At 69.4% G+C, this 15653-nt stretch carries 11 protein-coding genes; 7 read left to right on the forward strand and 4 right to left on the reverse strand.

Annotation, left to right across the window (positions count from 1 at the left end; all coding sequences use genetic code 11):
• The first annotated feature begins 12 nt into the window (after positions 1-12).
• The 3 genes from AC07OZ_RS04605 to AC07OZ_RS04615 are packed head-to-tail and all read left to right on the forward strand — an operon-like array spanning position 13 to position 5074.
• Entirely contained in the window at positions 13-519 is a 507-nt protein-coding gene (locus tag AC07OZ_RS04605; protein ID WP_495465970.1) for a DUF2069 domain-containing protein, read from the forward strand.
• On the forward strand, positions 516-1928 hold the full coding sequence (locus AC07OZ_RS04610) for an FAD-binding oxidoreductase (protein ID WP_495465971.1): 1413 nt from the start codon (positions 516-518) through the stop codon (positions 1926-1928). The genes AC07OZ_RS04605 and AC07OZ_RS04610 overlap by 4 nt, the downstream gene beginning before the upstream one ends.
• Complete coding sequence (locus tag AC07OZ_RS04615; RefSeq protein ID WP_495465972.1) at positions 1925-5074, forward strand: sensor histidine kinase; 3150 nt, start codon at positions 1925-1927, stop codon at positions 5072-5074. The genes AC07OZ_RS04610 and AC07OZ_RS04615 overlap by 4 nt, the downstream gene beginning before the upstream one ends.
• Before the next feature lie 133 nt (positions 5075-5207).
• Here the strand turns inward: AC07OZ_RS04615 and AC07OZ_RS04620 are convergent, their stop codons facing one another.
• Together AC07OZ_RS04620 and AC07OZ_RS04625 are read right to left on the reverse strand one after the other, a co-directional pair.
• Entirely contained in the window at positions 5208-8441 is a 3234-nt protein-coding gene (locus AC07OZ_RS04620) for an efflux RND transporter permease subunit (RefSeq protein ID WP_495465973.1), read from the reverse strand.
• A gap of 20 nt (positions 8442-8461) precedes the next feature.
• The gene (locus AC07OZ_RS04625; protein WP_495465974.1) at positions 8462-9706 is read right to left on the reverse strand and encodes an efflux RND transporter periplasmic adaptor subunit; all 1245 of its coding nucleotides are present in this window, start codon (positions 9704-9706) and stop codon (positions 8462-8464) included.
• A 411-nt stretch (positions 9707-10117) separates the two neighbouring features.
• Between AC07OZ_RS04625 and AC07OZ_RS04630 the strand changes: the two genes are divergently transcribed.
• Positions 10118-11194, forward strand: coding sequence for a glycosyltransferase (locus AC07OZ_RS04630; RefSeq protein WP_495465975.1), 1077 nt, complete (start codon positions 10118-10120; stop codon positions 11192-11194).
• A gap of 5 nt (positions 11195-11199) precedes the next feature.
• On the forward strand, positions 11200-12129 hold the full coding sequence (locus AC07OZ_RS04635; RefSeq protein WP_495465976.1) for a glucosamine inositolphosphorylceramide transferase family protein: 930 nt from the start codon (positions 11200-11202) through the stop codon (positions 12127-12129).
• 83 nt (positions 12130-12212) lie between these two features.
• Here AC07OZ_RS04635 and AC07OZ_RS04640 read toward each other — a convergent pair whose 3' ends face one another.
• Together AC07OZ_RS04640 and AC07OZ_RS04645 are read right to left on the reverse strand one after the other, a co-directional pair.
• Positions 12213-13631, reverse strand: coding sequence for an MFS transporter (locus AC07OZ_RS04640; RefSeq protein WP_495465977.1), 1419 nt, complete (start codon positions 13629-13631; stop codon positions 12213-12215).
• 170 nt (positions 13632-13801) lie between these two features.
• The gene (locus AC07OZ_RS04645) at positions 13802-14596 is read right to left on the reverse strand and encodes an inositol monophosphatase family protein (protein WP_495465978.1); all 795 of its coding nucleotides are present in this window, start codon (positions 14594-14596) and stop codon (positions 13802-13804) included.
• 145 nt (positions 14597-14741) lie between these two features.
• On the opposite strand from AC07OZ_RS04645, the gene AC07OZ_RS04650 reads away from it, so the two are divergent.
• Together AC07OZ_RS04650 and AC07OZ_RS04655 are read left to right on the forward strand one after the other, a co-directional pair.
• Positions 14742-15155, forward strand: coding sequence for a FlxA-like family protein (locus AC07OZ_RS04650; protein WP_495465979.1), 414 nt, complete (start codon positions 14742-14744; stop codon positions 15153-15155).
• 40 nt (positions 15156-15195) lie between these two features.
• Complete coding sequence (locus tag AC07OZ_RS04655) at positions 15196-15630, forward strand: response regulator (RefSeq protein WP_495465980.1); 435 nt, start codon at positions 15196-15198, stop codon at positions 15628-15630.
• Positions 15631-15653 lie beyond the last annotated feature (23 nt).

The raw sequence follows: 15653 nt of genomic DNA on the forward strand, positions 1-15653 counted from the left end.
ATGATGCCAGCCATGTCAAGCCTCGATGCCGCCTCGCCGGCCACTCCCTTGAGGTCCGGACCGGCCTCCCCGTCTCCCCGCACGGCGCCCACCGCGCGCGAACGCGGCAGCCGGCAGCTCGCCTTCTTCGCCACGCTGGCGCTGGCGCTCGTGTGCCTGGTCTGGGAGCTCTGGCTCGCGCCGACCGGACGCGGGACGCTCGCGATCAAGGCGTTGCCGCTGCTGCTGCCGCTGCCCGGCCTGTGGCGCTACCGCATGTACACCTACCGCTGGCTGAGCCTGATGATCTGGCTCTACGTGACCGAAGGCCTCGTGCGCGGCACGTCCGAAGGCGGCGTCGGCATGGCGCTCGCGTGGGTCGAGGTGGTGTTGTCGGTGACGATCTTCGTCGCGTGCGCCGCGCAGATCCGGCAGCGGCTGGCCGAGGCACGGTTGGCTGAAGCCCGGCCTGATGAGGTCGAGGCAGTCGACGCGTCAACGAAGAACGGCACGAGGAACACCACGAAGGACGCCGCATGAGTGCCGCCCTGATCGAAGCGCTGCGCGCGGCGCTGGGCGATGCGCACGTGCTGCTGCCGGCCGGGCACGATCTCTCCGGCTACGAGCGCGACTGGCGCAAGCGCTACGTGGGGCGCGCGCTCGCGGTGGTGCGGCCGTCAGACACGGCGCAGGTCGCCGCGGTCGTGACGCTCGCCCGCGAGCACGGCGTGCCGCTGGTGCCGCAAGGCGGCAACACCGGACTGGTCGGCGGCGGCGTCCCCGACGACTCCGGCACGCAACTGCTGCTGAGCCTGCAGCGCCTGAACCGCGTCCGCCACATCGATCCTTCCAACCTGACGATGACCGTCGAGGCCGGCTGCGTGCTGCAGAACGTGCAGCAGGCGGCGCGCGAGGCGGGTTGGCTGTTCCCGCTCAGCCTGGCGGCCGAAGGCAGTTGCACGATCGGCGGCAACCTCGCGACGAACGCCGGCGGCACGCAGGTGCTGCGTTACGGCAACGCCCGCGAGCTCTGTCTGGGCCTGGAGGTCGTGACCGCGGACGGCACGGTCTGGGACGGCCTGTCGGGACTGCGCAAGGACAACACCGGCTACGACCTCCGCGACCTGTTCATCGGCTCGGAGGGCACGCTGGGCGTGATCACGGCGGCGACGCTGAAGCTGCATCCGCTGCCGCGCGCCCGGATGACGGCGCTGGCCGCCTGCGACACGCTGGGCGACGCGGTTTCGCTGCTGGACCTGGCGCGCTCGCGCTGCGGCGCGGCGTTGACCGGATTCGAAGTCATGAATGCGCTGTCGCTGGCGCTGGTCGGCAAGCACTTCCCGCAGTTGGCGCAGCCCCTCGGGCCTCGCCCGTGGACGGTGCTGCTGGAGCTGTCCGACAGCGAAGGCGAGGACCACGCCCGCGCGCAATTCGAAGGGCTGCTCGAGGAAGCGCTGGAGCGCGGCGCGATCGACGACGCGGCAGTGGCCGAGAGCCTGTCGCAGAGCCAGGCGATGTGGCACCTGCGCGAGTCCATCCCGCTGGCGCAGAGCGAGGAAGGCCTGAACATCAAGCACGACATCGCGCTGCCGGTGTCGCGCATCCCCGCGTTCGTCGAGCGCTGCGACGCGCTGCTGGCGGAGCGTTTCCCGGGCTCGCGGCTGGTGGACTTCGGCCACCTGGGCGACGGCAACCTGCACTACAACGTGCAGGCTCCGGAAGGCGTGGCGCCCGCCGACTTCCTGCGCGAGCACGAGGCCGCCGTCAACGAGGTCGTCTACGACCAGGTGACGGCGCACGGCGGCTCCATCTCCGCCGAGCACGGCATCGGGCAGCTCAAGCGGGAGGAACTCGCGCAGCGCAAGAGCCCGGTGGCGATGCAGCTGATGCGGCAGATCAAGCAGGCGCTGGATCCGCGAGGCCTGCTCAATCCGGGGCGGGTGGTGTGAGACCGATCTCCGCACCGCGCCTGCTCCCCCTTCAAGCCCTCGCCCTCGCACTCGCTCTCACTGTCGGCTCGGCGTCGTTCGTCCTCGCGCAATCGTCGACGCCCTCCGAGCAGCCGCTCGCGCACCTGCAGCACACGACCTGGACGCTGAAGGACGGGATGCCGGGCCCGGTGATGGCGATCGCGCAGACGACCGACGGTTATCTGTGGCTCGGGACCGGCACCGGGCTCTTCCGGTTCGACGGCGTGCGCTTCGAGCGTTTCGACACGATCGCCGGAGAGTCGCTGCCGAGCCGGCAGGTGCTGTCGCTCTTCGCGACGAAGGACAACGCGCTGTGGGTCGGCCTGCTCGACGGCGGCGCCGCGCTGGTGCGCCAGGGCCGCGTTCTCCATGTCGATCCCGCGGGCGGACACTTCGCGTACTCGACGCGCGCCTTCGCCGCCGAACGCGACGGCACGCTCTGGACCGCCACCGGTCGCGCGCTGCTGAAGCGCCAGGGCGACGCCTGGATCGCCGTCGGACCGGAGTCCGGCTACGTCGATGCCAGCGGCCATCCCCCACCCACGCTCAATGTCGCCGTGGACGGCGGCGACAACGTCTGGGTCGTCACCGACCGCGCCATCTTCGTGAAGCCGGCACGCGCTGCGCGCTTCACCGCCGTCGACATGCCAGCGCTCGGTCAATCTCAGCTCGTGATCGGCGGCGGCCGCGCCTGGGCCAACGACATGTCGCCCGCCGTCCGCGGTCTGCTGCGTCTGCCGCTGCCCGGCGAGTCGACCGATGCCATCCTGCCACCGGTCGCCGTCCCGAAGAGCTTCTTCATGCCCGCGTTCGACCGCAGCGGCAAGCTCTGGTTCGGCGCGAAGGACGGGCTCAATCGTCTCGCGATCGAGGGCGCGGCGGCCTCCGCGCCGACGGCGCATCAGTTCCTGGGTACCGACAAGGGCCTCTCCGGGGAACTGGTCACACGCGTGTTCCAGGACCGCGACGGCGCGATCTGGGTCGGTACCAACGGCGGGCTGGACCGTTTCCGCGGCGCGGCCGTGGATCGCGTCGAACTGCCCGACCGCAGCGCCAGCATCGCGATGACGGCCGACGCGCAAGGCCGCGTCTGGATCGCCTCCGGCAACTCCATCCAGCGGCTGGGCCCTGGCGCATCGATGCCGGAGAAGATCCCCACCGATCCTCGGATGGAGACCTTCACCGCCGTGTTCGTCGACAGCCGGCAACGGCTCTGGGTCGGCGGCCGCACCGGCTTGTGGCGGCAAGAGGGGGCGAGCTTCGTTCAAGTGCCCACGCCCGACGGGCAACCGTGGACCGTTCCTGTCTTCGAGATCACCGAGGACACGACGGGCGCACTCTGGTTCAACGCGCATCGTTATGGGCTGATGCGCTACGCCGATGGTCAGGTGACGCGCCTCTCCGGCAGCGAAGGTTTCCCGCTCAAGGGACCTGATGCCATGGGCACGGACGACCGCGGCCGCGTCTGGATCGGCTACAACGACGGCACCGTGCTGCGGCACGAAGCCGGCAAGACGACGCCGCTGACGTCGGCTGACGGCCTGAAAGTCGGCGCGATCAAGGTCATCGCGCGGCACGGATCGCGCCTGTGGATCGGCGGCGAACGCGGCGTGCAGCTCGCCTCCGAGCCGGGCATGCCGATGCTGCGCCTGGCGGACACCGATGCCTTGGACGGCGTCTCCGGCATCGTCGAAACGCCCGAAGGCGAGTTGTGGCTCAACGGCGCAAACGGCATCACGCGGCTGACCGCCGACGAGGTCCGCCGCGCGCTGACCGCATCGAGCGGCGGCGCGACTCGTCCCTCGGGGCGCCGCTTCGACCTGATCGACGGCCTCTCCGGTCGGGCCGAGCAGTCGTGGCCCTTGCGCACGGCGGCACGTACACCGGATGGCGTGCTCTGGTTCTCGCTGAGCAACGGCGTTGTGCGCATCGATCCCGAACGCCTGCCCCCGGGCAAGCCGGCAGCACCGCGGGTCGAGGTCCAAGGGCTGTTCGTGCATGGCGAACCGATGCCGGGCGCCAGTCCCGAGGGCAACAGCAACGGCAGTGGCAACGGCGGCAGCGGCTCGCGGCCTCTCCCATCGGGCACGCGAGACCTGGAGATCGCCTACACCGCGATCAGCCTCGCCCAGCCAGAGCGCACACGCTTCCGGTACCGCCTGATCGGGCAGGACCGCGACTGGCAGGACGCGGGCGCGCGACGTCGCGCCTTCTATACCAACCTCGGTCCGGGGACCTACGACTTCCAGGTCGAGGCCTCGCAGGACGGCGGGCCATGGAGCACGACGCCCGCGGCACTGCGCTTCGAGATCGCCCCGACCCTGACGCAGACCGCCTGGTTCCGTGCGGCGGCCGTGCTCGTGGGTCTCGCGACGCTGGGCGCGCTGGCCGCACTGCGCGCCCGCCAGCGGAGACTGCACGAGCAGGAGCGCCTCGCCGCGCGTGTGCAGGAACGTGAGCGCATCGCGCGGGACCTGCACGACACGCTGCTGCAAGGTGTCTACGGCCTGATCCTGCGCTTCGAGGCCATCGCGCGCCGCCTCCCGGGCACGGAGCGCGCGGCCATGGAACGCGTGCTGACGGACGCGGATGCACTGCTCATCGAAGGTCGCGACCGTGTCACCGATCTGCGTCTGCCGCCGCCTGATGCCAACCTGCTGGAGCACACGCTGGAAGCGCTCGGGCGCGAGCTCTCGCATACACACGGCGCCGCCTTCGCGCTGGGCGTCGAGGGCACGCCCCGGGCGCTGGCGCCGGCGCTGTCGGCGTCCTTCTGCTTGATCGCGCGCGAAGCGATCTTCAACGCGTTCCAGCACGCGCAGGCCCAGCGCATCGAGGTCACGCTCCGGTACGACGAGGCGAGCTTCATGCTCTTCGTGCGGGACGACGGCGTCGGCGTGCCCGACGAGGTGCAGGACCGTGGCGGCCGTCCGGGCCACTGGGGTCTGTCCGGGATGCGCGAGCGCGCCGAGCTCGCGGGCATCGCCTACCGGCTCACGTCGCACGCCGGCGCAGGCACGGAAGTCGAACTTCGCGCACCCGCCGCGAGGGCCTACGACCTGTCCGGCGCGGACACGTCCCGCATGTCCGGCGACGGCTGGTGGCGCCGCCTGCGACGCGGCTGATCGACAAGACACCGCCCAAAAGAAAGAGCGCCTCGATGAGGCGCTCTTTTCGTTGCATTGCTGGGCGTTGCGTCGCGGCGCCCGTCCAGCCGAGCGACCCCTCACCGGGTCGGACCGGACCAGGCGTCAGGCGTCAGTCGTCGCCTGCGCCGTGGGTCGTGAAATCGACCGGACGGCGGTGCTTCCCGCTGACCATGTCCCAACCGCGCATCACCAGACGGAACACGAAGCGGATGAAGGTCAGGAACAGCACGAACTCCACGATGCCCGCGACCAGCGCGCCCGCGGTCGTCCAGCGCTGCTCGCGGCGATGGAACTTCGCCAGGAAGCTGTCGCGCTTGATCTCGATGCTGTCGTAGAAGCTCGGCACCATCAGCAGCGTCAGGAAGGTCGACGTGATCGTGCCGCCGATGATCGCCACCGCCATCGGGCGGTAGAACTCGCCGCCCTCGCCGATGCCCACCGCCACCGGCAGCATGCCGGCGATCAGCGCGAAGGTGGTCATCAGGATCGGCCGGAAGCGCTTGCGGCCCGCGTGCATCAGCGCCTCCTCGCGCGGCACGCCGGCCGCCTCCTCCTGGCGGGCCGCGTCCAGCAGCAGGATGGCGTTCTTCGCCACCAGGCCCGCCAGCATGATGATGCCGATGAAGCTCATCAGATTCAGCGTGCCGTGGGTCAGCAGCAGCGCCAGCACCACGCCGATCAGCGACAGCGGCAAGGACAGCATCACGCCCAGTGGCGCGGTGAAGCTGCCGAACTGCATCACCAGGATCAGGTACATCAGGCCGATGCCCGAGGCCAGCGCGATGCCCATCGCGCTGAACACCTCCTGCTGGTCCTTGGCCGCGCCTGCCAGCTCGATGCCGTAGCCCGGCGGGAAGTTGATCGCCTTGGCCAGCTTCAACGCGTCGCTGGTGACTTCACCAGGCGAGCGGCCATGTGCGTTGGCCGACACCGCGATCATCCGCTTGCCGTCCGCGTGCTGGATCTTGGCCGGGCCCTTGCCCATGGTCACCGTCGCGATCTGCTCCAGCGGCACCATCACGCCGGCGCCGGTCACGGCGATCGGCAGGCGCTCGATGTTGCTGGCGTCGACGCGGTCCTCCGGCGCCAGACGCACCGCCACGTCGCGGGTCTCGCTGCTCGGGTCGATCCAGTCACCGACTTCCACGCCGGCGAACGCCACGCGCAACGAGTTCGCCGCGTCGCCCACCGAGATCCCCAGCGTGTTGGCCAGGCCGCGGTTGAGCTCGATCTGCAGCTCGTTCTGCGGATCCTGTTCCGACAGGCCCACGTCCACCGCGCCCGGCACGCGGCGCAGCTTTTCCATGTAGTCGGTGGTGATCTCCATCAGCTTGCGCGAGTCCGCGCCGGAGAACCGGATCTGCACCGGCTTCTGCGCGCCGTTGTTCAGGTCGTCGAGCACGACGTACTCCGCGCCCACCAGCCGCGCCACCCGCGTGCGCAGGTCGGCGGCGATCTCGGCGGCGCTGCGCTTGCGTTTCGTGCTCTTGCCCAGGTCCACGTAGATGCGCCCGCCGCTCGCGTTGACGCTCTCGTTGGTGGCCACGGTCTCGGGCAGTTCGCGCGCCAGCGCGGACGCGGCGCCCATCTTCAGGCGCGCGTACTCCAGGCTGGACGAGGCCGGCGTGCGGACCTCGATGGCGATGGTCCCGGAGTCCGACGCCGGCAGGAAGCTCGTGCCGCCCAGCGTGACCTGCAGGAAGATCGCCAGCACGAAGCTCAGGACCGCAAACACGGCCATCCAGGTGCGGTGATGCAGCGCCCAGGCGATCACGTGACCATAGCCGTCGGCCTGGCGGTCGAACCACTCGTTGAAGGCATGCAGCTTCTTCGACACCCAATGGGTCTTGGGCGCTTCATGGTGCCCCGGAGGGTCGCCCCAGAACGCCGACAGCATCGGGTCCAGCGTGAACGAGATGAACAGCGACACCAGCACCGAGGCGACCACCGTCAGCCCGAACGGCCGGAACCACTCGCCGGACACGCCCGGCATGAAGGCCACCGGGATGAACACGGCCACGATGGAGAAGGTCGTCGCCGCGACGGCCAGGCCGATCTCGGCCGTGCCCTTCAGCGCGGCGGTGCGGCGGTCGGCGCCACGCTCCATGTGGCGCACGATGTTCTCTCGCACCACGATCGCGTCGTCGATCAGCACCCCGATCGCCAACGACAGGCCCAGCAGGCTCATGAAGTTCAGCGTGAAGCCGCACAGCCAGACGGCGATGAAGGCCGCGATCACCGAGGTCGGCAGCGACAGCGCCGTGATCATCGTGGAGCGCCACGAGTTCAGGAACACGTAGACGACGAAGATCGTCAGGCCCGCGCCGAACACCAGCGCGTGGATCACGTTGTTCAGGCTGTCCTGCGCGTCCTGCCCGCCGTCCTGCACCACCTCGAGCTTGGTGCCCTTGGGCAGCGTCTTGTCGATCTCCTCGACCAGCTTGCGGACTTCCTTGGCCACGCTTACCGTCGAGGCGTCGCGCGAGCGCGTCACCATGATGCCGACGTTCGGATGGCCGTTGCGCACCGACAGGCCGGTCTGCTCCGCGAAGCCGTCCTGCACCGTGGCGACCTGGCCCAGGCGGATCAGCTCGCTGCCGGAGCGCTTGACGACGATCTGGTTGAAGTCGGCCGGGGATTCGATGCGGCCCAGCAGGCGGATGCTCTGGTCCTCGAGCTGCCCGCGCACCTTGCCCACCGGCGCCGTCGTGTTCTGCATGCGCAGCGCGTTGACGACCTCGGTCACGGACACGTTGAATTCACGCAGCTTCTGCGCGTTCAGCAGCACCGACAGTTCACGCTTGAGCGATCCGTTGACCGTCACCGTCGCGGCGCCGGGGATGGCGCGGAAGCGGTCGGCGAACTGGTCCTCGGCCATCCGCGAGATCTCGGCGTGCGACTGGCTGCTGGACGACAGCGCCAGCTGCATGATCGGCTGCGCCGAGGGGTCGACGCGCTGCAGCACCGGCTCGCGCATTTCGGTCGGCAGCTTGTGGCGGACCGCGGCGATCGCGTTGCGGACCTCGTCGGCCGCCTCGATCATGTTCTTGTCGAAGTTGAAGAACAGCAGCAGCTGCGCCGAGCCCTCGCCCGAGGTCGAGCGGACCTCGTTCACGCCGGAGATGCTCTGCAGCGACTTCTCGATGCGGTTGACGATCTCGCGCTCGGAGGTCTCCGGCGACGCCCCGGGATAGCTGATGCTGACCACCAGCAGCGGCAGGTCGACGTCGGGCCGCTCGTTAACGCGCAGCTTGGACAGGGCCAGCAGGCCCAGGGCCATCAAGCCGATGATGATCACGATCATCGCGATCGGCTTCTTGACCGAGAAATTGGAAAGGAACATGGTTCAGGCTCCTGTGCGCATCACTGGGCCGACGCGGCCGAAGCCACCGGCAGCACCGGCAGCGGCGCGGCGGTCGAGCCCGATGTCGTCGACCCTGCCGCGGGCGCGCCGCTGGAGCCGGTCAACCCCGTCGTCGGACTGGTGGTCCCTGCGGCGGAGACCGCGGTCTTGCTCAGCTCGACGCGTTGACCGTCGAGCAGCGTGCTGGTCGGGCTGCGCAGGATGCGGTCGCCCTGCTTGATCCCGCCCGTCACCACGTACAAGCCTTGACGGTCGTCCCGCGCGCCCAGGGTCACCGGCGTCTTCGCGACCTTGCCGCCGTCCACACGCCAGACGAAGGACTTGTCGCCCTCCCGCACCAGCGCGCTGTCGGCCACCATCAGTGCGGAGACGCTGTTGGTCTGCACGCGGCCTTCCGCATAAAGCCCGGCCACACCGGGCTGCTGGGCGCCGGCGAAGTCGACCAGCACCTCGACCTGGCGCGTGTTGGCGTTGGCGGCCTGGGCGATGCGGCGCACCTTGCCCTGGAAGTCCACCTGCGGATAACCGTTGACGCGGAAGTAGACCGTCTGCGCGAGCTTGAGCTCGGACATGCGGTCGGCGGAGACCAGGCCTTCGAAACGCATGGACGCCGGGTCCATCACCTTGATCAGTTCCTTGCCGATCTGCGCCGAGTCGCCCGGCGAGACCTTGCGATCGCTGACGACGCCGTCGAACGGCGCGCGCACCTCGGTGCGCTGCTGCTGCTGGCGCGCCGTAGCCACGCGGGCCCGGGCGGCGACCAGGTCGCTCTGCGCGTTGTTGCGGCGGATCTCGGCGTCTTCCATCGCCTGGATGGAACTCATGCCCTGCGCCTGCAGCGTCTTCAGGCGCTGATATTGGCGCTCGGCCTGCTCGAAGCTCTGCGAGGCCGCGCGGGCGGATTCGTCGGCCGACTGGACCGTGTCGCGGATGGCGGTGTCGTCCAGGCGGACCAGCAGGTCGCCGCGCTTCACGCGCTCGCCATTCTCCTTGTAGACCTGCAGCACGATGGCCTGCACTTCGGCGCGCAGGTCGGCGCGGCGCTCCGGCTGGATCGAGCCGGTGATGACCGGGCCGCTGGCATAGGCGCTCACGCCCAGGGTCTGGACGTCCTCATTGGCCACCAGCAGGCTGGGCGCGCTGGCTGCCTCGGCCGCGGGCGACGCCTTCTTGTCGGGAGAGGACTTGCCGCAACCGGCAAGCAGGGACGCAACGACAAGGGCAATCAGCGACAGACGCAGCATGAAGCGGGCTCCGGGGGAACGTGGCAGGTGGCGTAAAGATGTGTCCTTCGTGCGAAAGCCGCAAAAAGGCGCGCTAGCTTAACTTCAATGACCCTGCATGCAGGTGGTCACGCCCCGCAGTTCATCCCAGGGAAACAGCGCTTCGTCGCGCCGCCGCACGCAGGAGCGAGCCTGCCGGTTTGGTTACATGGCGTTTCCGCCATGCCAGGGCCACTACGCCCTGTCCGGGCACCGGGCCGCGCCACTTCTGTGCCGACTGTTTGCCTCGCGTGAACACCGCACTGGAAATAGCGCACACCTTTGCTATTGACGCACCGTACACCCCACGTTCTCGGGGGAAATCCCGCTTTATTGCTGAATGTTAAGAAATAGACTCCGGACGTTATTTATCCTTTTTGCCGATTCGACGTCATGCGCGCACTTTCCATCGTCCATGTGGTCTTCTCGTCTCGCATCGCCGGTGGTGAGCATCACTGCGTCGACCTGGCCAACGCCCAGGCCGCGCTGGGCCACACGGTCCATGTGATCGGGCCGGCGGGATCCGCGGTCCGCCATGCGCTGGACCAGCGCGTGAGCTATCACGGTCTGCGTCTGCCGCTGCTCCGCGGCGCCCGCGTGCGCCGCCTGGCGGCGAAGCTGGGCGCGGATGTCGTGCACGGCCACCTCGGCCCTGCCTGCAAGGCAGTGGCGGCGGCCAGACACAGCGCCCGGGTGGGCACGCTGCATGTCGGGTACAAGACGCATCACCATGCGCGGATGGACGCGCTGGTATGCGTCAATTCGGCGCAGGTCGGTCACCTGAAGGAATTCAGCGGCATGCATCGCGTCATCTACAACTGGGCCCCGGAACGCAGTCCCGGCTCCTGCGCCGCGAAGGCGCCGTCCGGCTCCTTGCGCATGGAGCTCGGCATCCCGCAGGCCGCGCCGGTGATCGGTTGCGTCGGCCGGCTGCATGCGGCCAAGGGCATGCACACCTTGATCCGGGCCTTCCAGCAGCACGCCCCGGCGAACGCCCATCTCGTGCTGATCGGCGAAGGACCGCAGCGCGCCGAACTCGAGTCGCTGCGCGGTGGCGACAAGCGCATCCACCTGCTCGGCTTCCGCTGGAATGTCGACGAGTTGCTCGGCGAGATGGACCTGTACGTGTCCTCGTCGCGTGAGGAGCAGTTCCCGCTGGCGATCCTCGAAGCCATGCGCGCCCGCCTGCCGATCGTGGCGACCGCCACGCTGGGTGCGCGCGAGATGCTGGATCCGGCGCAGTCGGCCATCGTCGCGATCGACGACGTGCCGGCGATGGGCCAGGCGATCGCCGCGTCGCTCGCACAGCGGCAACGCGACAACCGCCGCCCCGTCGACTACGACATGCAACGCTACGACCGCTCGACCGCCGTGCGGGCCACGCTGGGGCTCTACCAGGACGTGCTCGTGCGCCAGGGCGCCCGGGTGCAGGACCTGACCGGGCTGAGCGTCGAGGACGTCCATGGTTGAGGTTCATGGTTAAGCGTCCGAAGTCGGACTTCTGGACCGTCGGCGTCGTCCCCGAACGCATCGATCTGCTCAGCCCCGAACGTCTGCGCGAACTGCGCGACCGTATCGTCTGGATGCCCGAGGCCGGCGACTGGCGCTACTACGCCGATCCCTTCGCTCTGCGCGACGGCGACGCGCTGCATGTCTTCGTCGAGAACTTCGACTACCGCACCAAGCGCGCCGACCTGCAACGTCTCACACTCGACCTGAGCAGCGGCGCGTGGAGCGCACCCAGGCCGGTGCTGCGGACACCCTTCCACCTCTCCTATCCGTTCGTCTTCGAGTACGAGGGTCAGGTCTGGATGGTCCCCGAGTCCAGCCAGGCGGAGGAAGTCGCGCTCTACCGCGCTGTGGATGGCGCCGAGCGCTGGGAACGTTGGGAGCGGGTCTGCGCGCTGCTGCCGGGCGTGCGCGCGGTCGACGCCTCGCTGCTGCGGCATGACGGGGTGTGGTGGATGTTCTATGCGGTCATCGGCCCGGACAAGCGCGACCAGCGCGAACTGCACGTCGCCCATGCCGATACGCTGCAGGGTCCTTGGACGCCGCATCGCGCGAATCCGGTGAGGTCCGCGAATGACGGCGCGCGTCCCGCCGGCACGCCCTTCGTCGGCGCGGACGGTCTCGTGACGCTGCCCGTGCAGGACAGCCGCACCGGCTACGGCGGCGCGACGCGCTGGGTGCGCTTCAACCGACTGTCACCGGAGGCCGTCGAGGTCCAGGCGCTGCCGGCGACCTTCACCGGCGACCTCGCGCATCGCGACTTCGCCAGCGGCCTGCACACGATGTCGGCCTGCGGCGACGTGACGCTGATCGACGTGAAGCGCATCGACCGTTCGCGCCACCGCCAGTGGCTGGACTGGAAGCGCCGCGTGCGGCGCTGGTTCGGGAAGCGCTGACGCGTCCACCCTCAACGGCTTCAGCACCTCCATCGCCGCTGGCCCTGACCCCTGTCCTCACCCGCGAGCGGGAAAGGGAGCTTTCAGGCATGGTCCATCGACGGCGCGATGTCCTCCAGGGGTTTGCACTCCGCATCGACGCCGAAGCGCAGCGCGAGCAGCCCCGCCACGATCACCAACGCCGCGCCGATGCCGTAGCCGATCGCGACGTTGCCGCGATCCGCGCTCTCCACCAGCCACCCGAACAGCAGCGGCGCTGCGAACCCCCCTGCCCCGGTACCGACCGCGTAGAAGATCGCGATCGCCATCGCGCGCATCTCGAGCGGGAATATCTCGCTGACCGTCAGGTAGGCGGAACTGGCCGCCGCGGACGCGAAGAAGAACACCGCCGACCAGCACAGCGCCTGCGAGCGCGCATCGAGCACGTCCGCCACGAAAGCGACGCCGGTGGCCGCCAGACCGACGCCCGCCAAACCATAGGTCAGCGCGATCATGCGGCGGCGGCCGACCCGGTCGAAGAGCGGCCCCAGGATCAGCGGGCCCAGCACGTTGCCGAGCGCGAACGGGAAGATGTAGAGCGCCACCCGATGGTCGGCGACCCCGTAGAAGCGCGTGAGCACCAGCGCGTAGCTGAAGAAGATCGCGTTGTAGAAGAAGGCCTGCGCCAGCATCAGCGCCAGGGCCACGCCGCTGCGCACGCGGTAGCGGCGCAGCAGCACGTGCAGCACCTCGCGCATCGTGGGCACGGCGCGGCGATGCTCGCCCTGCGCCGCCGGCGGAACCGGCGGCAACGGTCCGTGCTGGGCGGCGACTTCCGCCTCGATGGCGTCGATGATCCGGCCGGCTTCTTCGACTCGGCCATGACGGAGCAGCCAACGGGGACTCTCCGGCACATGACGGCGCACCAGCACCATGCCGACCGCCAGCAGCGCACCCATCCCGAAACCTACCCGCCAGCCTTGAACCGGGCCGAGCACGTCCGGATGCAGCAGCAGGAGGCTGGACGCGGCGCCCAGCGCCGCGCCGATCCAGAAGCTGCCGTTGATGGCGAGGTTCACACGGCCGCGCACGCGGGCGGGCACGAGCTCGTCGATCGCGGAATTGATGGCGGCGTACTCGCCGCCGATGCCCAGGCCGGTGACGAAACGGCACAGCGCGAAAAAGGTGAAGTCGGTGGAGAAGGCCGTCGCAAGCGTGGCCACGGCGTAGATCGCGAGCGTCGCCAGGAACAGCCGCTTGCGTCCGAGCCGGTCGGACATCCGCCCGAAGATCAGCGCGCCGACGATCGCACCCGCGAGGTACAGCGACCCCGACCAGCCCACCTGGACGGCGCTCAGCCCGAGGGTGTCAGGTCTTTCCAGCACCGCGCCGACGGAGCCGACGAGGGTGACTTCGAGTCCGTCCAGCACCCAGGCGACGCCGAGCGCGAGCACCACGCGCCAATGCCAGCGCGACCAGGGCAGCCGATCGAGCCGGCGTGCGATATCGAGGGAAGCCGTCATCGACGGCAGGCGGCAAACGGCGTTCCGCACCGCTACCGACCGATGCAACCGTCCCCGGAAGTCAGCGAGCGCAAGACGGGAGCGACGTCAGCGACTGCGAGTGGGGCCGGAATGGGGCTTGGGGTTCCCGGAGGGAGGCCCCATGCCCCGTGGAGAGCCCGCGCCTGGCCTCACGCAGTCGTCTTCCAGGCTGCAGCCGCCTCGTCCCACACCTCCCGGCTGCGCGCCACGAGCAAGCCCGGCTGCCGATCCCCGGCGCGATAGGGTGTGCCATCGAGCCGCGCCGCGAAGCCGCCGGCTTCCGTGATGAACAGCGTGCCCGGCGCATGGTCCCAGGCGAGCTTGCGCCAGTACAGCGTCGCATCGAACGCGCCCTCGGCGAGCGCGGGATACTCGGCGCCGGCGCAGTTGAGGCCGGGGAGGATCTCGACGCCCTGCCAGGTCGCGACGCGGTCCTGATGCTCCTGCGGCAGGAAGCGCGTCTTGACGACGGCCCGCCTCAGCCCGGAGCCCGGCGCTGCGTGCAGCCGCTCCGACTCCCGCCAGGCGCCCTGCCCGCGACGGGCGTGATGCAGCACGCCCGAGATCGGATCGAGCATCCAGGCCCCGACGGTCACGCCGTCTTCCAGCAGCGCCACCATCGAGGACAGCGGTTCGCGCCCGGAGATGAAATTGAAGGTCCCATCCAGCGGATCGACCAGCCACACGGCGCCCTCGTCGAGCTGGTCGAGCAGCTCGGGCGTCTCCGCGCACTGCTCCTCGCCGACGACGCGTGAGCCGGGCACCAGCGCGCGCAGTTCGGGGGTCAGGAAGGCCTCGACATCGCGGTCGACGGTCGTGACCCACTCGCCGGGGGCCTTCTCCATCACCTCGTCGTCCGCCAGATGGCGGAAGCGTGGCGCGATCCAGGTGGAAGCGGCGTGGCGCAACAGGGCGGCGACGGGGTCAGGCGTTGTCGAAGTCATCCGGGGATGCTACCCCCTGCGCCATGACCCCGATGCGAGCCCCGGTGCGGGCCCGGGGATGCGCCCGCGTCACACCCGGGGGGTTCCGGGCCACTCAAGACCCGGCCCCGGTGGCCGATATCGGAGCATCGCCCAGGAATCCATCATGCACGTCGCCGTTCCCTCCGCCTCCTCAACGTCGAGCTCGACGGGGACCTCGTCCGCGGCTTCCGGCACGGGCCCCGACGCGCAGATCGCACGCCTGCAATCGCAGCTCAAGCAGTTGCAGAAGCAGATGAAGGACCTCGCGTCGGACTCGACGATGGACGCCCAAGCGAAGGAAAAGCGCCAGAAGCTGCTGCAGTCCCAGATGCAGATGGTGATGGACCAGATCGCCCAGATCCAGAAACAGGCGGCGGAGGCCGCGCAGGCGAAGGCGGCGGAGCGCTCCGGCCAGAGTGCCGCCCCTCAAGGCTCGACACAGGTTCAGGAGCAGGAGACCGATGGGGCCGATGAAGCCGACGCGAGGCGCTCCCCCGCTCACGCCACCCTGGGCGCCTTCCTCGACGAATACGCCTGAGCCGCCTCGCGCTAGGATTCCCCCCCTGAAGGGGTTCCACATGGTCACGACGATCAAACGCGAAGAGTTCTGTTTCCTGGTGGTCGACGATTTCTCGACCATGCGCCGCATCATTTCCGGACTGCTGCGCGAACTCGGCTTCAAGAAGATCCTCGAAGCCGAGGACGGCAAGGCGGCGCTGCGCCAGCTCGAGCTCTCCGCTGAATCCGGCGAGCCGATCCATTTCGTGCTCAGCGACGTGAACATGCCGGTGATGAACGGTTTCCAGTTCCTGGAAGCCTTACGCGCCAAGCCGGAGTCCGATCCGCTGCGCAAGGTGCCGGTGCTGCTGGTCACCGCCGAGGGGCGCAAGGAGGACATCATCCGCGCCGCGCAACTCGGCGCGACCGGCTACATCGTCAAGCCCTTCAACAAGGATACGGTCGGCGACAAGATCCACCTGACGCTGAAGAACCGGAACATCCTGGTCGACTGAGGCGCCCCCCGTGCGGGGCGCGC

It is taken from the genome of Roseateles sp. GW821-FHT09G03, assembly GCF_059416045.1.